Raw genomic sequence first — 22094 nt, forward strand, 5'->3', positions numbered from 1 at the left:
GTAGTGCGTGAATGCGCGGCACATGAGCGCGGGTGTTCTTGTATGGATTCATCGCCTGGATAAATCACGCAAAAATAAATCCGCGAGCTTTGGCTTTGCCAGAGCAGGCCGATCGTTATCTCGTACGTGCAAAACGCCCGCGTCACGCCCGTGCATCCAGGAATGAGTGGATAGGGATGAGGCGGGGGGATTTTCAGGTTCGGCGGCGGCGCGGGCGATCAGTTAAATCTGCAGCAGGTGCGGAAAAATCACATTATGTTGGCGTGTCTCGATTGATCAATATGTAAGAGGCGTTAAATAAGGAATGTTCAAAATATATTCTGGTAATTGTTTGGTCAATCTAAGCATTCTCCTGCGTTTATACGTCTTCAATGAGATTCCACTTTTCACGCGTGATACTCGCCACCGGCGCTTTCAGAACGACGCGATTCGCGTGTGTGTTCGACCCGCTCGCCATCCAGGCAGCCGGGTCATCCCGCCCCTGATTTCTCCTGGCCTTACACCGACCTGCGTCAACCGCTGGCCGCGGCAAACGTTCTACAATGATGGTTGTTCTCCGAAGTGAGTTTTCATGCGTAAATTTTTTCTTCCCGGCTTGACTGCCACGGTCGCCGCGGGCGCGGTGCTGGTCGCCGCCACAGGCTTTTTTTCTCCGGCGGCCCACGCCAACAACGTGATCGTGCTCAATTCCGGCGAGGCCACGCTGAGCCTGATCGACGAGGCGACCCGCCAGGTCGTCGGCACGGTGCCCACGGGTAAGGAACCGCATCACCTGATGGCTACGCCGGACAATTCGTCGTTGATCGTCGCGAATTCGGTGTCGAACAACCTGATGTTCGTGGATCCGAAATCCGGCCAGGTGCAGCGCTGGGTCGAAAATATCGAAGACCCGTACCAGATCGGTTTTTCGCCTGATCGCAAATGGCTGGTCACCACCGGCCTGCGTCTGGACCGTCTGGACATCTATCACTACGACGGCCAGAAGAACCAGATGACGCTGGCCTCGCGCCTGCCGCTCGCGGTCATGCCGAGCCACATGGCGTTCACGACTGACAGCAAGACGGTATTCGTCACGCTGCAGGTGTCGGGCGAGCTGGCCGCGATCGACCTGGCCACGCAAACCGTCAAATGGAAAATGAAGGTCGGCAAGGTGCCGGCGGGCCTGTGGATGACGCCGGGCGAGAAATATCTGCTGATCGGCATGACCGGCTCGGATTACGTCGCGGTAGTGGATTGGCGCAACCAGAAGATCGTCAAGACGATCCACACCGGCAACGGCGCGCACAACTTCCGTTCCCTGGCCGACGGCAAGCACGTCGCAGTGTCGAACCGCGTGGCAAGCACCATCAGCATCATCGACGAGGACACGCTCACCAACGTCGGCGACATCACCGGCTTGATGCCTGGACCGGACGACATGGAACTTTCCGCCGACAAACGCTATCTGTGGGTTACGTTCCGCTTCGCGAAGCACGTCGGCATCATCGACCTGAACACGCGTAAGCTGATCCAGACGATCGCCGTCGGCCGTTCGCCGCACGGCATCTATTTCTTCAATCGCGCGCCGGTCACGGCGCCGAACGGCGCCTGATGCGAAAAGGCTCATGCCGCACCACGCGAACCGTCACGGATGAAGTAACCAGACTAGCACCATGTTCCATCTGATTTTTTCTTCCCTCGACAACTTCGTCTCCGCCGTGCAGACGTTGCTGTACGTCGACGTGGTGCAGCCGCTGCTGTTCCGCTTCAATCTGATGGATTACGACGAAGACACCTACGACAGCCTGTATTGGGTGATCGTGGGCGTCGTCGAAGTGCTGGCCATGTACGCGGTTCTGCGTCCGCTCGAAGCGCTGCGCCCGGTGGAACAATGGCAGAGCCGCAAGGCGGTGCGCGTGGACGTGATCTATACGTGGATCGCGAAGCTCGGCATTCTCAACCTGTTCTTTTTCTTCGCGCTTCAGCCGTTCTTCGACGCCGTGCAGGCGTGGCTGCGGCTGCATAACATTTCGAATATCGAGTTCGACAATCTCTGGCCCGGCGTGACCACGCAACCGCTCGTCACGTTCGTGATGTATCTGCTGGTGCTCGATTTCGCCGGCTACTGGTATCACCGCTGGGAACACCGGATCGGCGTGTGGTGGGAGTTGCACGCGGTGCATCACAGCCAGCAGCAAATGTCGCTGTGGTCCGACGACCGCAACCATCTTCTCGACGATCTGCTGCAGGCCTCGTTCTTCGCGGTCATCGCGCTCGTGATCGGCGTGCCGCCGTCGCAGTTCGTCGTGCTGGTCGCCATCACGAATCTGGCGCAGAGCGTGCAACACGCGAACATCCGCATGTACTTCGGCTGGCTGGGCGAGCGGCTGCTGGTCAGCCCGACGTTTCATCGGCGCCACCATGCCATCGGTTACGGACACGAAGGGCTGAAATACGGCTGCAACTTCGGCGTGCTGTTTCCGTGGTGGGACATGCTGTTCCGCAGCGTGTCATGGAGCCGCGAGATGGAACCGACCGGCATCCGCGATCAACTCACAGGCCGCCGTTACGGTGACGGCTTCTGGGCGCAGCACTGGCTCGCCTTTGTGCGCATCGCCGGGCGTCTCTCGCCGAAGCGCCGCACCGAAAGCAACGACGCCGCCGCCGTTTGAGCCCGCTTCCTCCCACGCCGCCGGTTTCCCCGGCGGCGCGTCACGTGGTTTATCCTGTTCACTTTTGCGACCAAGCGCGGGGCTGCCCGGCGGATTCGTCGCGCGGTTCGCTCCATTCCATCGTTTTGTTCACCGGCACTGGCTCGCATGAATGATCTGTTGCGCTCGTTCGGACGTGCGCTCGCAAGCGCGCTCCACCCGCGCATGCTCTGGTTGACCTTCATGCCGTTTCTGGCGGCAACGGTCGGTTGGGGCGTGATCCTGTGGTTTTCCTGGCAGACGCTGATCGGCGCGACGCGTACCTGGCTCGAAGGCTGGTCGTTCACGATCACGCTTTATCGACTGTTCGACTGGCTCGGTTTTTCTGCGCTGCATGCAGCGATCGCGCCGTTTATCGTGATCGCGATGGCGATCCCGCTGATTGTCGTCACGGTGCTGCTGCTGATCGCCACACTGTCGATGCCCGCGGTGATCCGCTTCCTGTCGGCGCGGCAATTCCCGAGCCTCGAAATGCGCCGTGGCGGAACGTGGTACGGTAGCCTCGGTCAGGCGCTGTGGACCACGCTGGTGTGTCTGGTGCTGCTGATCGTCACGCTGCCGCTCTGGCTCGTGCCGCCGTTCTTCGCGTTGATTCCGCCGCTCCTGTGGGGCTGGCTGACGTATCGTGTAATGAGCTACGACGCGCTCGCGCTGCATGCCACGCGTGACGAGCGGCGCGCGCTGGTGCGGCGCTTCCGCTTGCCGCTGCTGCTGATCGGCATTGCGAGCGGCTTGCTGGGTTCGCTGCCGACTTTGTTGTGGGTGTCGTCGGTCTGGCTGATCGTGCTGTTCCCGGTTGTCACGGCCGTGACGATCTGGATCTATGCGTTCATCCTCATATTTTCGGCGCTATGGTTCGGCTACTACTGTTTGCGCGCGCTGCAGCGCATGCGCGCGGAAGAGCACGGCGGCGTGCGGCACGCGGCGCCGGTTCCCTACTGATGCATTACTGACTAAGCGAAAAAGAGGCGGCAATGGCATTTGGCGTCATCATCATCGGCGATGAAATTCTGTCGGGCAGACGTATCGACAAGCATCTGCCGAAGGTCATCGAATTGCTGGGCGCGCGTGGGTTGTCGCTCGGCTGGGCGGAGTACATCGGCGACGATCCGGAGCGCATCACCGCGACGCTGCGGCGCACGTTCGCCTCGGGCGACATCGTGTTCTCCACGGGCGGCATCGGCGCCACTCCCGACGACCACACGCGCCAATGCGCGGCGGCCGCGCTCGGCGTGCCGCTCGAACTGCATCCGGAGGCCGCAAAGCTGATTCAGGAGCGTATCCGCGACATGTATCCGGCGAACGCGGCCGCACCGCTCGATCTGGAGTCGCCGGAGAATCGGCATCGGCTGAATATGGGCACGTATCCGCAGGGCGCGTCGATCATTCCGAACGGCTACAACAAGATTCCGGGCTTTTCGATCAATCGGCATCACTTCGTGCCGGGCTTTCCGGTGATGGCGTGGCCGATGATCGAGTGGGTGCTGGATACGCAGTACGCCGACCTGCACCACGCCATGCCGCACGCGGAGAAGTCGCTGCTGGTGTTCGAGTTGCCGGAGTCACGCGTCACGCCGCTCATGGAAAAAATCGAACGCGATTTTCCGGGCGTGCGGGTCTTCAGCCTGCCGAGCGTCGGCGATGCGGAACGGGGTGGCGTGTACGCGCGGCATCACATCGATCTGGGCGTGAAGGGCGAGCCCGAAGCGGTGGCGGCGGCGTTCGTCAAGCTGCGGGAAGGCGTGCATCTGCTGGGCGGCGATATTGTCGAGCCCGAGGCGGCGGCTGCGGCGGTGAAGCCGCGCGGCTGATCCGCGCGTTACACGTTCATTCTGGTTCGGGCGCTGCGGCGCCCGTTTTTCATCGCGCTCGTCGCCGATTCGGAGCGGGGCAGAGGCGGATCATGGGCCTGTCATATTCAGCGTCGACGATGTGGCTGTCCTTATCTGCGGCAGGCAAATAGCGGCGTCGAACCGGTCCTGAGAAGCCGCCGTGACTGCCGACGAGCAATCAGCGAGCAGTCTGCGAGTGGGCAGCGCTAGCGTAAGCGCCTGAAACTGCCGCACAGCCGCTACGCAGCAGTCATCCAACCGCCGCACCCAACCGCCGCACTCACGCGCCGATCCACGGCAATCCGCGAAAGCACCAGCCCGACACCGTCTTCCGATGCCCCTGGCCATCCTTGTCGCCTTCGAAGCCTTCCAGCAGGTCATACGCCTTGGTGAAGCCGGCCTGCGTGGCGGCGATCGCGGCGAGCTTCGAGCGCGCGGCGCTGCGGCACAGGAACAGCACGGGTGTATCGGGCGTGGCGACCTGCTTCAACTGCGCGAGAAATTCCTGGTTCGGCACGGCGCCCGGATAGCGCGTCCATTCCACGTGTGCATACTGTCCGTCACCGATCACCGGCCGGCCGACCCAATCGAGTTCGGCGCGGGTGCGCACATCGACGAGGCGGGTGCGCGGGTCGAGTTGCAGCAGTTCGAACGCTTCGGCGGGCGATATCGCGCCCGCGTACGGCAACTGGTTCTCGCTACGGCGCTTGTCCGCGCTGGCGTACAACTGTTCGAGCGTGCTCATGAGCGCAAATCTCCTTCGGACCAAACGACCATTTTAGCGCGCGCCGTGCGGCGCGCGCGTCTTGCACGAACGGCGAAGATAGGCTTGCATCGCAAGCGGGCGAATGCGCAAATATGGTGCAATTTTCGTGAAATGCACCAAAATAAAGATGTCGTCGGTTCCCAATCCGGTGAATGCACGCATTTGGTGCTAGCTCGGGCTCGGGGATTTGGGGGCTGCATGCGGTGCGGTGCGCCCATTCCCCGCAATCGCGCGCGCAGTGTGGCGCTGCGCCGGGTTGGCGCACACATGGCACAGAAGCTGCTTTATTGGTGCCGATCGATTTGTCCAGGCAGACTTTTATGTTCCTCCTCAACGATTGAGGGTGGACGCGCCGGGACGGGTCAGCTAGATTGGGCGGCGGCTGAATCCGCCGAATTCGTTAATCAGGAGATAGGTTATGAGTAAATCCGTGGCCGACGTCGTACAACTCGTCAAAGACGAAGACGTCAAGTTTGTCGACTTTCGTTTCACCGACACGCGCGGCAAAGAGCAACACGTTTCGGTGCCGGTGTCGGCATTCGATGAAGACAAGTTCGAAAGCGGCCATGCGTTTGACGGTTCTTCGATTGCCGGCTGGAAGGGCATCGAAGCCTCGGACATGTTGCTGGTCCCCGATGCGAACACGGCTTTCATCGACCCGTTCTACGAAGAATCCACCCTCGTGCTGACCTGCGACGTCGTCGAACCGGCGGACGGCAAGGGCTACGAGCGCGACCCGCGCTCGCTGGCAAAGCGCGCTGAAGCCTATCTGAAGAGCACGGGCCTCGGCGACACGGCCTTCTTCGGCCCGGAACCGGAATTCTTCATTTTCGACTCGGTCCAGTGGAACACGGACCAGTCGGGCTGCTTCATCAAGATCGGTTCGGAAGAAGCACCGTGGTCGTCGGCGAAGGAATTCGAAGGCGGCAACACCGGCCACCGTCCGGGCACGAAGGGCGGCTACTTCCCGGTCGCTCCGGTCGACACGTTCCAGGACATCCGTTCGGAAATGTGTCTGCTGCTCGAACAGATCGGCATTCCGGTCGAAGTGCATCACCACGAAGTCGCGGGCCAAGGCCAGAACGAAATCGGCACCAAGTTCTCGACGCTGGTGCAACGCGCCGACTGGCTGCAGCAAATGAAGTACATCATCCACAACGTCGCGCACACGTACGGCAAGACGGCAACGTTCATGCCGAAGCCGGTGGTCGGCGATAACGGTTCGGGCATGCACGTTCACCAGTCGATCTGGAAAGACGGCACGAACCTGTTCGCGGGCAACGGTTACGCAGGTCTGTCGGAATTCGCGCTGTTCTACATCGGCGGCATCATCAAGCATGCTCGCGCGCTGAACGCGATCACGAACCCGTCGACGAACTCGTACAAGCGCCTCGTGCCGCACTTCGAAGCGCCGGTCAAGCTGGCTTACTCGGCTCGCAACCGTTCGGCATCGATCCGCATTCCGCACGTGTCGAACCCGAAGGGCCGCCGTATCGAAACGCGTTTCCCGGATCCGATGGCGAATCCGTACCTGTGCTTCTCCGCGCTGATGATGGCGGGTCTGGACGGCGTGCAGAACAAGATTCACCCGGGCGAAGCTGCCGACAAGAACCTGTACGACCTGCCGCCGGAAGAGGATGCAAAGATCCCGACCGTGTGCGCCGGCCTCGACCAGGCTCTGGACGCGCTGGACGCGGACCGCGAATTCCTGACGCGCGGTGGCGTGTTCACGGATTCGATGCTCGACGCGTACATCGAACTGAAGACGGGCGAGCTGCAACGCTATCGTCAGTCGGTGCACCCGATCGAATTCGAAATGTACTACTCGCTGTAAGCGGCCATGGCGCTTCGCCCTTCACACGGCGAAGCGCTTTGCCCGACGCTCGCGATCGGTCACGAAGGGACGGCGGCGCCGTCCCTTTTTCGTTAGACCGCGCACAACGTTTGCGGCGTATGGGCGTTGTTGAGGTATTGAGCAAAACAGCAGGCGGACTACCTGATTTATCACCATCTCCTATCGGCCAGACTGCAAGATGGTTCTTAAGAATCTGATCAAGGCAAGGAAAGGGCACGAGCAAGCGCTCTCGGACGACGCTCAACTCGTTAGCTCGGGTTTGCTGCCGGGCTTCGAGGCGTTGCCGACAGTGGTGCTGGTGCTCGAAAAGCGCACGCTGCGCGTCGCGTTTGCGAATCCGTCGGCGGAGTCGATGCTGGAGCTCTCGCGCCGGCAACTGACGCAAATGGCGTGGCCGGACATCTTCTCGAATGCCGACGAACTGGTCGCGACCATCTCCGCGATCGCCGCCCACCGCTTTCACGCGACGCATCTCGACGCCGTGCTCGAACGGCCGGCCCACGAGCCGCTGCATGTGCATGCGATCGTCGGCTTCCTGGAAAGCGCGCAAGACTACGTGCTGCTCGAACTGTTCGAAAACGAGCGGCATCTGCGCACCGACCGGGAGGAGCGCATCAACGACCTCACGGCGGTCAACAAGCAACTGATCCGCAACCTCGCGCATGAGATCAAGAATCCGCTCGGCGGCATTCGCGGCGCGGCGCAACTGCTGGAGTTCGAACTCGGCGAGCGTCAACGCGATGAGTTGCGCGAGTACACGCAGGTCATCATCAAGGAATCGGACCGGCTGCAAACGCTGGTCGACCGGTTGCTCGAACCGCACCGTCATCCGCATATCGTCGGCGACGTGAATATTCACGAGGTGTGCGAGCGCGTGCGTCAGGTGATTCTCGCGGAGTTTCCGCGCGGCCTCACCATCGAGCGCGATTACGACGTGAGCGTGCCGGACCTGCGTGGCGACAAGGAGCAACTGATCCAGGCGCTCCTGAACATCGTGCGCAACGCGGCTGAAGCGCTGCGCGAACGTATTTCGCAAGGCGATGCGCGAATCGAATTGCGCACCCGCATTGCCCGCAAGATTACGGTGTCGAAACGCTTATGTAAGCTGGCACTGGACTTGCATATCACTGACAACGGCCCAGGCATTCCCGAAGAAATCCGTGACCGCATTTTCTATCCGCTCGTGTCAGGGCGCGAGGACGGCAGCGGTCTTGGACTGACGCTCGCGCAGACCTTCGTGCAACAGCATGACGGTTTGATCGAAGTGGATAGCCGCCCGGGCCACACCGAGTTTCAGATTCTGCTGCCGCTCGACTGCTAACACCATATGTACTCAAACGTACTCAAGACTTCTGACCGACCCATATGAAGCCGATCTGGATAGTAGACGACGATCAATCGATTCGCTGGGTGCTCGAAAAAGCACTGGCCCGCGAAAACTTCGCGACTCGCAGCTTCGCGAACGTGCGCGAAGCGTCGGCCGCGCTCGAACATGAAAGTCCGCAAGTGCTGGTGTCCGACATCCGGATGCCCGGCGGCTCCGGTCTCGAATTGCTGCAAACCGTGCGCGACAAGGTGCCGGGCTTGCCCGTCATCATCATGACGGCGTTCTCGGATCTGGATAGCGCCGTCGCCGCATTCCAGGGCGGCGCGTTCGAATACCTCGCCAAGCCGTTCGACGTCGACAAGGCGGTCGAACTGATCCGCCGTGCCGTCGACGAAAGCATGCGCGGCGAACAGACGTGGGATGAACGCGTCACCGAAGCACCGGAAATGCTCGGCCAGGCACCAGCGATGCAGGATATGTTCCGCGCCATCGGCCGCTTGTCCCATTCTGCGGCAACCGTGCTCATTACCGGCGAATCAGGCACCGGGAAGGAACTGGTCGCGCGTGCGTTGCACCGACATAGCCCACGCGCGAACGGTCCCTTCATCGCACTGAACACTGCCGCGATTCCAAAAGATCTGTTGGAATCCGAATTATTCGGCCACGAGCGCGGCGCCTTTACCGGCGCGCAGGCCATGCGTCAGGGCCGTTTCGAACAGGCCGAGAACGGCACACTGTTTCTCGATGAAATCGGCGATATGCCGTTCGATCTGCAGACGCGTCTATTGCGGGTGTTGTCGGACGGGCAGTTCTATCGCGTGGGCGGCCACAATCCGTTGCGCGCCAATGTGCGCGTGATCGCGGCGACGCACCAGAATCTCGAATCGCGCGTGCGTCAGGGCCTGTTCCGCGAGGACTTGTATCACCGCCTCAATGTGATCCGCTTGCGCTTGCCGGCTTTGCGCGAGCGTAGCGAGGACATTCCGCTGCTCACGCGGCACTTTTTGCAGAAGAGCGCACGCGATCTCGGCGTCGAGCCGAAGCGCGTGTCCGAAGAGGCGCTGGCTTATCTCGCGTCGTTGCCGTTTCCTGGCAACGTGCGTCAATTGGAGAATCTCGCCAACTGGCTCACGGTGATGGCGCCGGCGCAGACCATCGAGATCAAGGACCTGCCGCCTGATCTCGGCCCCGCGCAAGCGGGCGTGAGCGATCTGACCGGCGGTGGTGGCGGGGCGATCGGCGCGGGTGATGCGACTCTCGCGGGCGGCGTGCCGGTCAACGGCGCAAGTGCGGCAACGCATCCGGCCGCGGCGGGCGGCATGCCGGTCGCGACTACCGTGAGCGCCTGGGAAGGCGGCTTACGCACCGAAGTCGCGCGGATGTTGCGCGAGAACGCCGCGGACGTCATGGACGAACTCGCGCGCCGTTTCGAAGCGGCGGTGATTCGCGAAGCGCTCGACTTCACGCGCGGACGCAAGGTCGAAGCGGCGGAGCGCCTCGGCATCGGCCGCAATACGATTACGCGCAAGATTCAGGAACTGAATCTCGAGCCGTGAGTGCCTGATTGCAGAGCGGGGCGGCGCGGGAGCCGCGCCGCTCATTCGCTTGTCGAACGAGCCACGCGCTCCCACAAGGCATAATCAACGCTGTTTTCATTCGACAGCCGACGATGCCCGCACCTCGCACTCTCACCGCTCCTTTCTCCTGGCCGCTTTCCCCCGATCCTTTCCTGTCGCTCGAAGCGCTCGACGACCCTGACGCACTCGCGTGGGTCGAACAGCAGAACGCGCGCACGCGCGCCGCGTGGTGCAGCAGCGCGGAATTCGCCTCGCTCAGGCAGCGGCTTGCCGACGCCTATCTGCCGCGCGAACGTCCGGTGATTCCCGATCGCTGGAAAGAGTGGGCTTACGACCTGTGGCAGGACGAGCGCAATCCCAAGGGCATCTGGCGGCGTACGACGTGGGCGGCATGGCGTGGCGGCAAACCGGAGTGGCAGAACCTGCTCGACTTCGACGCGCTCGGCGCAGATGAAGGCACGCCCTGGGTGTGCGTGGAGCTGGATATCCTCTATCCCGATGGCGACCGCGCGCTGATCACGCTGTCGCCGGGCGGCTCGGACGCGCTCGTGGTGCGCGAGTTCGACATCGACGCGCGACGCTTCGTCGACGACGGTTTCGTGATCGCGAAGGCCGGCAAGCACACGGCGTCGTGGATCGATCGGTACACGCTTTACGTTGGCTGGGATAACGGCCGCAAGAGCCTGACGCGCTCCGGTTATCCGCGCGAAGTGCGGCGCTGGACGCGTGGCACGGCGCTCGCCGACGCGCCTGTGGTGTTCAAGGGCGCGTTCGGCGATATCGGCGTGGAAGCGCACTACGATCCGGTCGAGCAGCGGCATACGGTGGTGAGTAGCGTCGACTTCTTCGATTCGCACACGTACTACCTCGATGGCGCCCAAGGGGCCGCCGACGCATGGCGCCGCTACGAGGTGCCGTCGCACGTCGCGGTGAGCGGCTGGCAAGGCTGGCTGTTGCTCGAGCCGCGGCTCGATTGGGATTGCAATGGCGTGCACTATCCGGGCGGCGCGTTGCTGGCGATCCGCGAAGATGCGTTCCTGCGCGGCGAGCGCGACGTACTGCCGCTATTCACGCCGACGCCGCAAACGTCGGCCTGCGAGTGGACGCATACGCTCAACCACCTGATCGTGTCGTATCTGCAAGATGTGCGGAACAAGACCTTGCTATTGACGCCGTCGCAAGCGGACAACCAGGCGTGGCATTGGCAGCAGCGCGTTTTTCCGACGCGCGACGACGCGCAAGCCGACGTGTCGCCGGTCGAGCCGACGCTCGACGACGAGGTGTTCGTCGACACCGACGATTATCTTCAGCCGCCTGCGTACTGGCTCGCCGACCTCGCGCGCGAGGATCTGAGCGAATGGGAATTGCTCGACCGCTGGCCGACGCAATTCGACGCGACCCAGTTCGCCGTCACGCGCGGTCACGCTGTTTCCGCAGACGGCACGCGCGTGCCGTACACCGTTGTCGGCCCGCGCGATGCGCAACAGCACGCGCGCCCGTGCCTGCTCAACGGCTACGGCGGCTTTGCGATTCCGTTGCTGCCGAGCTATCTCACCGGGCAAGGCATCGGCTGGCTGGCGCGCGGCGGCGTGTATGTGGTCGCGCATATTCGCGGCGGCGGCGAATTCGGCACGCGCTGGCATACGGCCGCGCAAGGCGAGCATCGCCAGCGTGCGTTCGACGATTTCATCGCGGTGGCCGAGGCGTTGATCGACACGGGCGTGACGAGCGCCACGCAACTCGGCATTCAGGGCGGCAGCAACGGCGGCCTGCTGGTGGCGGCGTGCATGGTGCAGCGCCCCGAGCTGTTCGGCGCCGTGGTGTGCGAGGTGCCCTTGCTCGACATGCGCCGCTACCATCTGCTGCATGCGGGCGCGTCATGGATCGACGAATATGGCGACCCCGACGAGCCCGATGAGGCAGGCATGCTGGCCGCTTACTCGCCGTATCATCGTGTGGCGGCGAACGTCGCGTATCCGCCTGTGCTGTTCACCACATCGACGGCCGACGACCGTGTGCATCCCGGCCATGCGCGCAAGATGGCCGCGCATATGCAGGCGTTGGGCGCGCAGCACGTGTGGTATCGGGAGAATACCGAGGGCGGGCACGGCGGCTCCGATGAACTGGAGCAGGCCGAGCACGATGCGATGGTGTTCGAATTCCTGTGGCGTACGTTGAACCCGTCGACGCAGGCCTGACGCTGTGAGGAAAGATCAGCCGAGCTGCGCGACGACCGGCGCGTGGTCCGACGGCTGATCCCACTTGCGCGGCACCTTGTCCACATCGCACGAAGAGCACACGTCGGCCAGCGCCTTCGACAGCAGGATGTGATCGATGCGCAGCCCCGCGTTGCGGCGGAACGCCATCATCCGGTAGTCCCACCACGAGTAGATATTCTCCGGCTGCTCGAACTGGCGGAATGCGTCGAGAAGACCGAGCTCGATGAGCCGCACGAACGCGGCGCGTTCTTCGGGCGATACCAGGTTCTGGCCTTCCCACGCTTTCGGGTCGTGCACGTCGCGATCTTCCGGCGCGATGTTGTAGTCGCCGAGCAGCGCGAGCTTCGGATGCAGCGCCATCTCGCTCGCGATCCAGTCGTGCAGCGCAGCAAGCCAGCGCAGTTTGTACGCGAACTTGTCGGTGCCCGGCGCCTGGCCGTTGGGGAAATACGCGGAGATGATGCGCACGCCTTCGATGGTCGCGGCAATCACACGTTGCTGCGGATCTTCAAAGCCCGGAATATTCCGCACGATGCTCGCTTCGTCGACCGTCAGGCCGCCGCGCACCACAATGCCGACGCCGTTATAGGTCTTCTGGCCGGCGAACCAGCTGCGGTAACCCTTCTCTTCGAGTTCGGCGCGCGGGAATTTTTCGTCGGGCAGCTTCAGTTCCTGAAGGCACAGCACGTCGGTGCCGCTGGTTTCGAGCCAGTCGATCACATGCTGCTGGCGCACTTTGAGGGAGTTGACGTTCCAGGTGGCGATTTTCATGACATTCTCTTTTTCTTGCGTAATTCCGATAGTTCCGCATCTTATCGCGCGAACGAGGCGGCAGTGAAAATGGTCCCGTCGCGGCATCGAAAATAAAAGCGCGAGGCACCCATGCCGCGGCGTATAGTGAGACGACTCACACTCGCGCTTTTGCGCATCGGGGAGGCATCATGGCCGAACTTTACCCAGCTCTTTATAAGGACTTCGAAGTGCACCCGCTGGTGTTTTCGCGAGCATTCGACAAGTTCGACGGACACAAGCGCCACTCCGAAGGCTATGACGTCGCGGTGCGCGTCTGCCGGCCGGGCGCGATCAGCGGCTCGAAGGCGAGCCGCGTATTTCGTCTCGTGCTGCCGCTCACGTTCTCCGATTTCGGCGTGGCTAAACGCAGCGCGAGCCAGTACGGCGCGGACATTATCGACGGCAAGGTGGAAGGCGCGACGGTCCAGGATCTGTGAGCCGCGTGTGCGTCATTTCACGAGCATGAAATAATTCGCGCGATTGTTTGACGTCTTGTGAACATCTCTATACAATCCGTTTTCTCTGACGCGGGGTGGAGCAGTCTGGCAGCTCGTCGGGCTCATAACCCGAAGGTCGTAGGTTCAAATCCTACCCCCGCAACCAAGCATTGTTGAAAGCCCGCTGGCGCAAGCCACGCGGGCTTTTTAACTTGTGCGGCGTGCGCGTGCGCATACGTTGAAGCACACGCGCGCATGCACCTTCACTCCGCATCAATCGCCCATTCAACGGCCGCTTGCGCATGCAACGCAGTCGTATCGAACACGGGCAACGCGGAATCTTCCGGCTTGATCAGCAACGTGATCTCGGTGCAGCCGAGAATCACCGCCTGCGCGCCACGCGCGGCCAGCGCTTCGATCACACGCTGATACACCGCGCGCGAAGCGTCGTTCACTTTGCCGTGGCATAGCTCGTCGTAAATGATGCGATGCACGTCCGCGCGTTCGGCTTCGTCGGGAGTCACGGTCTCGAGGCCGTAGCGCTCGCGCAGCCGCCCCGTGTAGAAAGTTTGCTCCATCGTATAGCGCGTGCCCAGCAAGCCTACCCGCTCGACACCTGCCACGCGCAGCGCGCTGCCGGTCGGATCGGCGATATGCAGGAAGGGCACGTCGATCGCCGCTTCGATCGATTCATACACGCGATGCATCGTGTTGGTCGCGAGCATCACCAGATCGGCGCCGCCGCGTTCGAGTTGGCGCGCGGCGTCGGCCATCTGCTGGCCGAGCGCGGTCCAGTCGCCCGCGCGCTGGTTCGCTTCGATCGGCGCGAAGTCGACGGTGAGCATCAGACTGCGGGCGTTGTGGTGGCCGCCCAGGCGCGCCTTGGCGTGGCGGTTGAGGAGCTTGTAATACTCGGTGGACGATTCCCAGCTCATCCCGCCGATCACGCCGATCGTTTTCATGTGCTTGCTCCGTGAGTGGATGACGGCGCGGCATCGACCGTCTGTCCGGCGAGTATAGGCGGGTGCCGCGATGCACTGCCGGTACGGATCGTGCGCCGCTCGCCGGTACGGCCGAATGAACAATCGTCGAACGAAATCGCCGCCACGCGCTTTCTGACGCCGATAGAATCGTAATCAATCAGGACGGGATCAAAGGGAGCGATAGATGGATCTGATCATCCGCCGCGCGATGCTGCCGCCAGGCGCCGCGCCGCAACATAAAGAGCCGGTCGACATCGGCATTGAAGCGGGCCGTATCGTTGCGGTCGAGCCGAATCTGGCCGCCAACGCGCGCGAGGAAATCGACGCAGCGGGCTCGCTCGTCACGCCGCCGTTCGTCGATCCGCATTTTCATATGGACGCAACGCTCTCGTACGGTTTGCCGCGTGTGAACGCGTCGGGCACGCTGCTCGAAGGGATCGCGTTGTGGGGCGAACTGAAGCCGGATTTGACGCAGGAGGCGTTGATCGAGCGCGCGCTGCAGTATTGCGACTGGGCCGTCGCGCGCGGATTGCTGGCCATCCGCAGCCACGTGGATGTGTGCGACCCGCGCCTGCTCGCGGTCGAGGCGCTGGTCGAGGTGAAACGCCGCGTCGCGCCGTATCTCGACCTGCAACTGGTGGCCTTTCCGCAAGACGGCGTGCTGCGCAGCCCGGGCGCTTTCGAGAATCTCAAGCGCTCGATCGCGATGGGTGTGGACGTGGTCGGCGGCATTCCGCATTTCGAGCGCACCATGGCGGACGGCGCGCAGTCCGTGCGCCTGTTGTGCGAGTACGCGGCGGAGCAGGGCTTGCGCGTCGACATGCATTGCGATGAATCGGACGATCCGATGTCGCGGCACATCGAGACGCTCGCGGCCGAAACGCACCGGCTCGGTTTGCACGGGCGCGTCACCGGTTCGCATCTGACCTCGATGCATTCCATGGACAACTACTATGTCAGCAAGCTGCTGCCGCTGATGCGCGAGTCGGGCGTCGCGGCAATCGCGAATCCGCTGATCAACATCACGCTGCAAGGCCGCAGCGACACGTATCCGAAACGGCGCGGCATGACGCGCGTACCGGAGATGATGGCGGCCGGCATCAACGTCGCGTTCGGCCACGATTGCGTGATGGACCCCTGGTATAGCCTCGGTTCGGGCGACATGCTCGAAGTCGCGCACATGGGCTTGCATGTGGCGCAGATGACGGGCGTCGACGGTATGCGCGCCTGTTTCGACGCGGTGACGGTGAACGCCGCGCGCATTCTCGGTCTGGAAGGCTACGGCATCGCGCCGGGATGCGTGGCCAATCTGGTGCTGCTCGACGCGCGCGATCCGGTGGAAGCCATCCGCTTGCGCGCCGCGCGCCTTGTGGTAGTGAGCCGCGGCAAGGTGGTGAGCCGCGCGCCGGCCGCGCGCGCGGCGCTGTCGCTCGAAGGCCGGCCTGCGCAAGTGGATTTCAAACTGCATCGCGGCTGATCGCAGCGAGGCTCGGAGTTTCGCGCGAAACAAAAAAACCGGTGCCTGCATAACGCAGGTCACCGGTTTTTTATCGGCCCATGTAAAGCGCCGACGCTTGCATCAACCGATCAATGCGCCGCGCCCGGCGACATGCCGTTGTGGCGCAGCAAAGCGTCGATATTCGGCTCGCGGCCGCGGAACGCCTTGAACGATTCCATCGCCGGGCGGCTGCCGCCCACTTCCAGAATCTCCTTGCGGTAACGCATGCCGGTCGCCTGATCGAGCACGCTGCCGCTCGCCGTTTGCGCCGCTTCTTCGAAGGCCGCGTAGGCGTCGGCGGACAGCACTTCAGCCCACTTGTAGCTGTAGTAGCCGGCCGCATAACCGCCCGCGAAAATATGGCTGAACGTGTTCGGCCAACGCGAGAACGGCGCCTGCGGCACGACATGGAAGCGCTCGTTGATTTCGCTTGCGAGTTCGGTGGCGTTCTTCGTGCCGGACGCGTCGAAGCCAGTATGCAGCTGCATGTCGAACATCGAGAACACGATCTGGCGCAGCGTGCCCAGGCCGCTCTGGAAGTTCTTCGCGGCGAGCATCTTGTCGAACAGATCGCGCGGCAACGGCTTGGCCGTTTCGACGTGCGAGGTCATGTCGCTCAGCACGTCCCACTCCCAGCAGAAGTTCTCCATGAATTGTGACGGCAGTTCGACGGCGTCCCACTCGACGCCGTTGATGCCCGACACGCCCAGCTCATCGACGCGCGTGAGCATGTGATGCAAACCGTGGCCGAACTCATGGAACAGCGTGATGACTTCGTCGTGCGTGAAGCAGGCGGGCTTGCCGCCGACCGGCGCCGAGAAGTTGCACGTCAGATACGCGACGGGCGTTTGCACGCTGCCGTGCGTGTGCTTGTGACGGCCGCGCGCGTCGTCCATCCAGGCGCCGCCGCGTTTGCCTTCGCGCGCATACAGATCGAGGTAGAACTGCGCGACGAGGCCGCCGTCCTGATTCTCGACGCGGAAAAAGCGCACGTCCGGATGCCACACAGCCGCTTCGTCGCGACGGATACGCACGCCGAAGAGTGTCTCCGTGACCTTGAAAAGACCCTTGAATACGGCGTCTTCCGGGAAGTACTGTTTGACTTCGTTCTCCGAGAACGAATAGCGCTTCTGACGCAGACGCTCGGCGGCGAACGTCATGTCCCACGGTTGCAGTTCGGTCATGCCCAGTTCGTTGGCGGCGAACTCGCGCAGTTCTTTCCAGTCCTGCTCGGCATGCGGACGCGCACGCGTGGCGAGATCTTCGAGGAAGCTCATCACCTGGGCGGGCGACTCGGCCATTTTCGGCGCGAGCGAGACTTCGGCGAAATTGTTGAAGCCGAGCATATGCGCTTCCTCGGCGCGCAGTTTCAGCTGGTCGGCGAGCACGGCGGTGTTATCCCACTCGGGCTTGCCGTTGCCGTATTGCGGGCCGAGCTCGGAGGCGCGCGTGACATAGGCGCGATACATCGCTTCGCGCATCGGACGATTTTCCGAGTACTGCATGACCGGGAAATACGACGGGAAGTGCAGCGTGAACTTGTAGCCGGTTTTGCCTTCGCGTTCGGCCGCTTCCTTCGCGCCTTCGATCACGTCTTCGGGCAAACCAGCCAGTTCGGCTTCATTGCCGGCTTCGACGATATACGCGTAAGCGTTGGTCGCATCGAGAACGTGATCGGAAAACGCTTTCGAAAGTGCCGCCTGGCGTTCCTGCAATTCGGCGAAATGAGGCTTCTGGTCTTCCGGCAATTCCGCGCCGGACAGGCGGAAATCGCGCAGCGCATTGCCGAGGATCTTCTTGCGCTCGCCGGTCAGCGATTCGAACTCGACGCTGGCATTCAACGCCTTGTACTTCTCGTACAGCGCGAGATTCTGCCCGACACTCGACCAGAACTCGGTGACGCGCGGCAGATTCTCGCCGTACACGGCGCGCAACTCGGGCGTGTCGGCAACCGCGTTCAGATGGCCGACCACGCTCCACGCGCGCGACAACGGTTCGGTGGCGCGCTCGACCGGCTCGACCACGTCGGCCCACGAGGCGGGCGTGATCGGCTGGGCAGCGCGCTCGACGGCGGCGGCCGCATCGGCGAGCAGTACATCGAGGGCGGGCGTGACGTGTTCGGGGCGGATTTCGCCAAAGCGCGGCAGGTCGGAGAAATCGAGGAGCGGATTGTCGTGATTCGAGGCGGTAGTGGACATGAGGCTTCCTGTCTGACGCGGGTGAACGGGTAATCGGTGCATCGACGGGCGTCCCCCGAGGGGACTGCCTTCGGGGCGCGCGCTATGACGCCCCATAACAGCCGATACAGACATTATTGGGGCAGGGCGCGTTGATTCCAATCCGTCGGCAGACAAATTATCCAATGTCACGGCCCGGTGCGCGAGCGCGACATCGCAGCCGAGCGCCCCGCGCGCCGAAATTCGCCGCTGTGCTCTGTGCGAAAGCGCACGGTTTCGATTGCTGCTATGCGGCAATGTGGAGCGTCGCTGTCGGTCGGCGGCGTTTTTTGCAAAGAGGTACAGATGAATCCGCTTTCGGACGCTCTCGCGCACAAGGGCAACAATTTCGATCTGGTACGGCTGTTCGCCGCCGTTGCCGTCGTGTATGGCCATTCGTATGTGCTTCAGGCGCCCGACGGCAGCACGGACTGGGTCCAGAACGCGCTGGGTTTCGACGGTTTCGGCGCGCTGGGCGTCTACGCTTTCTTTCTGCTGAGCGGCATGCTGGTGACAGCCAGCTTCGACCGGCAGCGGTCCGTGCCGCGCTTCGCCGTGTTGCGCATCGCGCGGATCTGGCCGGCGGTGGCGGCCGGGTCGCTGGTGACGGTGTTCATCGTCGGTCCGCTTTTCACGACGCTGCCGCTGCGTGAGTATTTCGCCTCCGGTATGACGTGGACCAATCTCGACAACTTCTCGACCATCGTGCGCTCGGCCGGCTGGGCGCTGCCCGGCGTGTTCGAGCACAACCGTTATCCGGTCGACATTTGCGGGCCGCTCTGGACGCTGCCGGTCGAAGTGCGCTGCTATCTGCTCGTGCTCCTGACCGGCATGGTGGGTTTGCTGTCCAGCTCGCGCGGTGTCGTGGTCGCGGCCGCGCTCGGCTGCGCCTTCTTCATGCTGCACGTGGATCACGCGCATTGGCAGATCGGCTTGCGCGATTTCAGCGAAACGCCCGACGGCTATTCGTTCTGGCCGGAGCCGTTTTTCATGTTGGGCATGCTGCTGTATGGCTGGCGTGAACGGATCGACATCAACGGATTGACCGCGCTGGCGTTCACGATGGTGTTTCTGGTGTTCCGCGACACCGCCGGCGCGCAGCCGCTGTTCTATCTGGCCTTCGTGTATGGCGTGCTGTGGATCGGCACGACGCCGCTCTTGCGGCGCTTCGTGCCGCGTCACGATTATTCGTACGGCATCTATCTGTACGGCTTCATGGTGCAGCAATGCGTCGCGAACATCGCGCCGCAGTTGAGCCATGTGACAGCCGTGTTGATCGCCGCGCCGTTCATTCTGCTGTGCGCGGCGCTGTCGTGGCACTTCGTGGAGCGGCCGGTGCTGAAGTGGTGTCGCGGGCGTCTGGCGCGGCCGTCGACGCCGTTGGCCGCGGGCATGCCGGCTGGCGATCAGGCTGTGCGCTGAGATGCGTTGACGTATGAGGCGCGCGTGCGCCGATGGATGCGGATACCTTGGCAAGACGCCGAGGCAGCAAGATCGCGAAGGCGGCGAGGGCGTTTCGCCGGCGTTCAGACGATCGATGCGAACGCTGAGAACTGTGGCTCGCGTTAGCGCCGAGGGATGTCGATACCCTGGCACGACGCCAAGGTTGAAAAGTCCGCGAAGCCGGCGAAGACGCTTCGCCGGCTTTTCTTCTACCGCTTTACGCGTTCGCTGCCGCTTCGCGCTCGGCGGCCTCGATCGTATTGACGAGCAGCATGGTGATGGTCATCGGGCCGACGCCGCCCGGCACCGGCGTGATGTAGCCGGCCACTTCCTTGACGCTCGCGAAATCCACGTCGCCGCACAGCTTGCCGGCTTCGTCGCGATTCATGCCGACATCGATCACCGCTGCGCCCGGTTTCACCATCTCTGCCGTGAGAATGTTGCGCAAGCCGGTGGCGGCGACGACGACATCCGCGTTACGGGTGTGAGCGGCCAGATCGCGCGTCTTGCTGTGGCAGATCGTGACGGTCGCGCCGGCTTCGAGCAGCAGCAGCGCCATCGGCTTGCCGACGATGTTCGAGCGGCCGATCACCACCGCGTTCGCGCCCTGCAGCGGAATCTCGTAAGCGGCGAGCATTTTCATCACGCCGTACGGCGTGCACGGACGGAACAACGGCTGGCCGGTCATCAGCGCGCCCGCGTTGGCGACGTGAAAACCATCCACGTCCTTTTCCGGCGCGATCGCCTCGATCACCTTGTGGCTGTCGATATGCGGCGGCAGCGGCAGTTGCACCAGAATGCCGTGGATGCGCGGGTCGCGGTTCAGTTCGTCGATGCGCGCGAGCAGTTCGGCTTCCGGCAGATCGGCCGGATAGCGGTCGAACGACGAGCCGAGCCCGTTGTCGTGGCACGCCTTCACTTTGTTGCGCACATACACTTCACTGGCCGGATTGTCGCCGACCAGCACCACCGCGAGGCCCGGCTGATGCCCGCGGGCGGTGAGGGCGGCGGCGCGCGCGGCGACATCGGCGCGCAGGGTCTTGGAAAGGGCTAGGCCGTCGATCAGTTTGGCAGTCATGGTCGGGTCGAGATGGGCAGTTTGGAAAGCGGGGCAGCGCGCAGACGCTTGTGCATGCCGCGCGCGATGGCGCTTTTCAACAGGAATGGGTCGGCACGTGAAAAGCGCGCGGCGCGAATCGGGGTTAAGCGGCGCTGCAAAGTGCGACATTATACCGGCCCTGCCTGGGGCGCTGCGTCGGGATTACGGGCGCGGCGCAACGGAGCGCAGCGCAGACGGGCGCCGCGTGCCTTGCGCGTGTGCCCTGGTGCGCACGGGGGCGCGGTTCGGACGGCGGCTTCGGGGGGCGGCCGCTGGCAGGTCCACGCTCAGGACCGCGCCCGCGGCTTGGTGCGGCGGGCAAAGCCAAGCCAAGCCAAGCCAAGCCAAGCCAAGCCAAGCCAAGCCAAGCCAAGCCGCGAGCAATGCTGTCGACCTGAGCCGCTACGGCTGGACCGCCTGCCAACCCGAGTCCGGATCGAACGATGTGATCGCCGCCGCCGCGCGGGCGGTTCGTGGCCCGAGGTTCTTCTGATAGACCTGCCCGTCCTGGTTGACGATGAAACTCATCACGCCCGTCTTGCCATAGTCGGCCGGCGAGGCAATCAATCCGAATCCTTTGCTCAGCACGGCGTTATCGACGTAGTTTCTCGCGCCGCCCTTCGCGTGCGCCCCTTGCGCGGCGAGAATGCGGAAGTGATAGCCGTGATACGCGTTTTCCGGCTGCGTGCCGTCGCGCATGGTGGCGGCGAGCGGACCAAGCGGGCTTTCCGCTTCGCCGGGCGCCGTCGTCCAGTACAGGCCATCGTGCTGTCCCGGCGTGCTGACGAAGCGCTGTGCATAGTGCCGGGTCAGGTTGTGATAGTCGTATTGCGCGTCGAGATAGGCGAGCGAGGTCAGGATCGCGGCGTGTTCATTGCGGCCGATGCGTCGTGTCAGCATCTCGTCGCGTCCCGCCGGTGGATCGAAACGCCAGCCGTTGCGCGCGTGCACGAGTGGAATCGGCAACGTCCAGCCGCTGTAGCCGACCGTCAGATGCGCGGTGGCGAGCCCGTTGTCCATGATCGGATCCTCGACGATCTGATGGTTTTTCGACCATTCGCCGAGGAACTGGTAGATGTCGTCCTGGCCGACGTCTTCGGTTGGAATGAAACGATGAAAGTCGCTGCCGAGCACGCGCTTGAGCGCATCTTCGTCGTTGCGGGCGAGGGCTTCGACGAAGGCGTTGGCGGCGTCGTCCGCGCTGGGATAGACCGCCTGCGCATGGGCCGGGATCGCGCCGATCAGCAGAACCGGCGCAAGCAGCAGTGTACCGGTGGTGCCGAGCACGATAGCAAGCGTCAGAGCATGGGCGCGCAGTGTGCCCCGTGAGAATAGATGCATCATCGAACTCGCTCCTTTT

Annotated in this window: 17 protein-coding genes and 1 tRNA gene; 12 read left to right on the forward strand and 6 right to left on the reverse strand. The window is 63.1% G+C overall.

Annotation, left to right across the window (positions count from 1 at the left end; all coding sequences use genetic code 11):
• The first annotated feature begins 571 nt into the window (after positions 1-571).
• The 4 genes from B0G82_RS12760 (at position 572) to B0G82_RS12775 (ending at position 4501) form a co-directional block, all read left to right on the forward strand.
• Positions 572-1591 carry a beta-propeller fold lactonase family protein gene (locus B0G82_RS12760; RefSeq protein WP_106279391.1) on the forward strand — a complete coding sequence of 340 codons (1020 nt, stop codon included), beginning with the start codon at positions 572-574 and terminating at the stop codon, positions 1589-1591.
• A gap of 61 nt (positions 1592-1652) precedes the next feature.
• Entirely contained in the window at positions 1653-2651 is a 999-nt protein-coding gene (locus B0G82_RS12765) for a sterol desaturase family protein (protein ID WP_121307568.1), read from the forward strand.
• A 147-nt stretch (positions 2652-2798) separates the two neighbouring features.
• The gene (locus tag B0G82_RS12770) at positions 2799-3632 is read left to right on the forward strand and encodes an EI24 domain-containing protein (protein ID WP_116140094.1); all 834 of its coding nucleotides are present in this window, start codon (positions 2799-2801) and stop codon (positions 3630-3632) included.
• Between the two features lie 32 nt (positions 3633-3664).
• Complete coding sequence (locus B0G82_RS12775) at positions 3665-4501, forward strand: molybdopterin-binding protein (protein ID WP_121307569.1); 837 nt, start codon at positions 3665-3667, stop codon at positions 4499-4501.
• Positions 4502-4802: 301 nt separating this feature from the next.
• On the opposite strand, the gene B0G82_RS12780 is transcribed toward B0G82_RS12775, so the two are convergent.
• Positions 4803-5267, reverse strand: coding sequence for a rhodanese-like domain-containing protein (locus B0G82_RS12780; RefSeq protein ID WP_106279399.1), 465 nt, complete (start codon positions 5265-5267; stop codon positions 4803-4805).
• Positions 5268-5706: 439 nt separating this feature from the next.
• Here B0G82_RS12780 and glnA point away from each other — a divergent pair, with 439 nt between their 5' ends.
• From glnA to B0G82_RS12800, 4 genes are all read left to right on the forward strand, one after another.
• Positions 5707-7122 (forward strand): type I glutamate--ammonia ligase, encoded by a 1416-nt coding sequence (glnA, locus tag B0G82_RS12785; RefSeq protein WP_073427532.1) that lies wholly within the window; start codon positions 5707-5709, stop codon positions 7120-7122.
• Positions 7123-7321: 199 nt separating this feature from the next.
• Positions 7322-8464, forward strand: a complete 1143-nt coding sequence (gene glnL, locus B0G82_RS12790) for a nitrogen regulation protein NR(II) (RefSeq protein WP_106279401.1) — start codon at positions 7322-7324, stop codon at positions 8462-8464.
• Between the two features lie 44 nt (positions 8465-8508).
• Positions 8509-10026, forward strand: a complete 1518-nt coding sequence (gene ntrC, locus B0G82_RS12795; protein WP_106279403.1) for a nitrogen regulation protein NR(I) — start codon at positions 8509-8511, stop codon at positions 10024-10026.
• Positions 10027-10139: 113 nt separating this feature from the next.
• Positions 10140-12245 carry a prolyl oligopeptidase family serine peptidase gene (locus tag B0G82_RS12800; RefSeq protein ID WP_121307570.1) on the forward strand — a complete coding sequence of 702 codons (2106 nt, stop codon included), beginning with the start codon at positions 10140-10142 and terminating at the stop codon, positions 12243-12245.
• A gap of 15 nt (positions 12246-12260) precedes the next feature.
• Here the strand turns inward: B0G82_RS12800 and xth are convergent, their stop codons facing one another.
• Positions 12261-13037 carry an exodeoxyribonuclease III gene (gene xth, locus B0G82_RS12805; protein WP_121307571.1) on the reverse strand — a complete coding sequence of 259 codons (777 nt, stop codon included), beginning with the start codon at positions 13035-13037 and terminating at the stop codon, positions 12261-12263.
• Positions 13038-13207: 170 nt separating this feature from the next.
• Between xth and B0G82_RS12810 the strand changes: the two genes are divergently transcribed.
• On the forward strand, positions 13208-13495 hold the full coding sequence (locus B0G82_RS12810; protein WP_106279408.1) for a hypothetical protein: 288 nt from the start codon (positions 13208-13210) through the stop codon (positions 13493-13495).
• Between the two features lie 89 nt (positions 13496-13584).
• Positions 13585-13661, forward strand: a tRNA-Met gene (locus tag B0G82_RS12815).
• A 97-nt stretch (positions 13662-13758) separates the two neighbouring features.
• On the opposite strand, the gene B0G82_RS12820 is transcribed toward B0G82_RS12815, so the two are convergent.
• The gene (locus tag B0G82_RS12820; protein WP_121307572.1) at positions 13759-14457 is read right to left on the reverse strand and encodes an aspartate/glutamate racemase family protein; all 699 of its coding nucleotides are present in this window, start codon (positions 14455-14457) and stop codon (positions 13759-13761) included.
• Positions 14458-14662: 205 nt separating this feature from the next.
• Between B0G82_RS12820 and B0G82_RS12825 the strand changes: the two genes are divergently transcribed.
• Positions 14663-15955 carry an amidohydrolase family protein gene (locus tag B0G82_RS12825; RefSeq protein WP_121307573.1) on the forward strand — a complete coding sequence of 431 codons (1293 nt, stop codon included), beginning with the start codon at positions 14663-14665 and terminating at the stop codon, positions 15953-15955.
• A 110-nt stretch (positions 15956-16065) separates the two neighbouring features.
• Here B0G82_RS12825 and B0G82_RS12830 read toward each other — a convergent pair whose 3' ends face one another.
• Positions 16066-18174, reverse strand: a complete 2109-nt coding sequence (locus tag B0G82_RS12830) for a M3 family metallopeptidase (protein ID WP_116117722.1) — start codon at positions 18172-18174, stop codon at positions 16066-16068.
• Positions 18175-18498: 324 nt separating this feature from the next.
• On the opposite strand from B0G82_RS12830, the gene B0G82_RS12835 reads away from it, so the two are divergent.
• The gene (locus tag B0G82_RS12835; protein WP_121307574.1) at positions 18499-19614 is read left to right on the forward strand and encodes an acyltransferase; all 1116 of its coding nucleotides are present in this window, start codon (positions 18499-18501) and stop codon (positions 19612-19614) included.
• A gap of 238 nt (positions 19615-19852) precedes the next feature.
• Here the strand turns inward: B0G82_RS12835 and folD are convergent, their stop codons facing one another.
• The gene (folD, locus tag B0G82_RS12840) at positions 19853-20713 is read right to left on the reverse strand and encodes a bifunctional methylenetetrahydrofolate dehydrogenase/methenyltetrahydrofolate cyclohydrolase FolD (RefSeq protein WP_121307575.1); all 861 of its coding nucleotides are present in this window, start codon (positions 20711-20713) and stop codon (positions 19853-19855) included.
• 423 nt (positions 20714-21136) lie between these two features.
• On the reverse strand, positions 21137-22078 hold the full coding sequence (locus B0G82_RS12845; RefSeq protein ID WP_121308677.1) for a DUF2950 domain-containing protein: 942 nt from the start codon (positions 22076-22078) through the stop codon (positions 21137-21139).
• Between the last annotated feature and the right edge of the window lie 16 nt (positions 22079-22094).

This window comes from Paraburkholderia sp. BL17N1, assembly GCF_003634175.1.
Taxonomy (GTDB): Bacteria; Pseudomonadota; Gammaproteobacteria; order Burkholderiales; family Burkholderiaceae; genus Paraburkholderia.

Excerpts from the sequence above, each read along its gene's own strand:
- B0G82_RS12845 (WP_121308677.1), bottom strand. The coding sequence starts at position 22,078 with ATGATGCATCTATTCTCACGGGGCACACTGCGCGCCCATGCTCTGACG.
- B0G82_RS12780 (WP_106279399.1), bottom strand. The coding sequence starts at position 5,267 with ATGAGCACGCTCGAACAGTTGTACGCCAGCGCGGACAAGCGCCGTAGC.
- B0G82_RS12820 (WP_121307572.1), bottom strand. The coding sequence starts at position 14,457 with ATGAAAACGATCGGCGTGATCGGCGGGATGAGCTGGGAATCGTCCACC.
- glnA (WP_073427532.1), top strand. The coding sequence starts at position 5,707 with ATGAGTAAATCCGTGGCCGACGTCGTACAACTCGTCAAAGACGAAGAC.
- B0G82_RS12830 (WP_116117722.1), bottom strand. The coding sequence starts at position 18,174 with ATGTCCACTACCGCCTCGAATCACGACAATCCGCTCCTCGATTTCTCC.
- glnL (WP_106279401.1), top strand. The coding sequence starts at position 7,322 with ATGGTTCTTAAGAATCTGATCAAGGCAAGGAAAGGGCACGAGCAAGCG.
- B0G82_RS12770 (WP_116140094.1), top strand. The coding sequence starts at position 2,799 with ATGAATGATCTGTTGCGCTCGTTCGGACGTGCGCTCGCAAGCGCGCTC.
- B0G82_RS12775 (WP_121307569.1), top strand. The coding sequence starts at position 3,665 with ATGGCATTTGGCGTCATCATCATCGGCGATGAAATTCTGTCGGGCAGA.
- B0G82_RS12765 (WP_121307568.1), top strand. The coding sequence starts at position 1,653 with ATGTTCCATCTGATTTTTTCTTCCCTCGACAACTTCGTCTCCGCCGTG.
- ntrC (WP_106279403.1), top strand. The coding sequence starts at position 8,509 with ATGAAGCCGATCTGGATAGTAGACGACGATCAATCGATTCGCTGGGTG.
- folD (WP_121307575.1), bottom strand. The coding sequence starts at position 20,713 with ATGACTGCCAAACTGATCGACGGCCTAGCCCTTTCCAAGACCCTGCGC.
- B0G82_RS12760 (WP_106279391.1), top strand. The coding sequence starts at position 572 with ATGCGTAAATTTTTTCTTCCCGGCTTGACTGCCACGGTCGCCGCGGGC.
- B0G82_RS12800 (WP_121307570.1), top strand. The coding sequence starts at position 10,140 with ATGCCCGCACCTCGCACTCTCACCGCTCCTTTCTCCTGGCCGCTTTCC.
- B0G82_RS12810 (WP_106279408.1), top strand. The coding sequence starts at position 13,208 with ATGGCCGAACTTTACCCAGCTCTTTATAAGGACTTCGAAGTGCACCCG.
- xth (WP_121307571.1), bottom strand. The coding sequence starts at position 13,037 with ATGAAAATCGCCACCTGGAACGTCAACTCCCTCAAAGTGCGCCAGCAG.
- B0G82_RS12825 (WP_121307573.1), top strand. The coding sequence starts at position 14,663 with ATGGATCTGATCATCCGCCGCGCGATGCTGCCGCCAGGCGCCGCGCCG.
- B0G82_RS12835 (WP_121307574.1), top strand. The coding sequence starts at position 18,499 with ATGAATCCGCTTTCGGACGCTCTCGCGCACAAGGGCAACAATTTCGAT.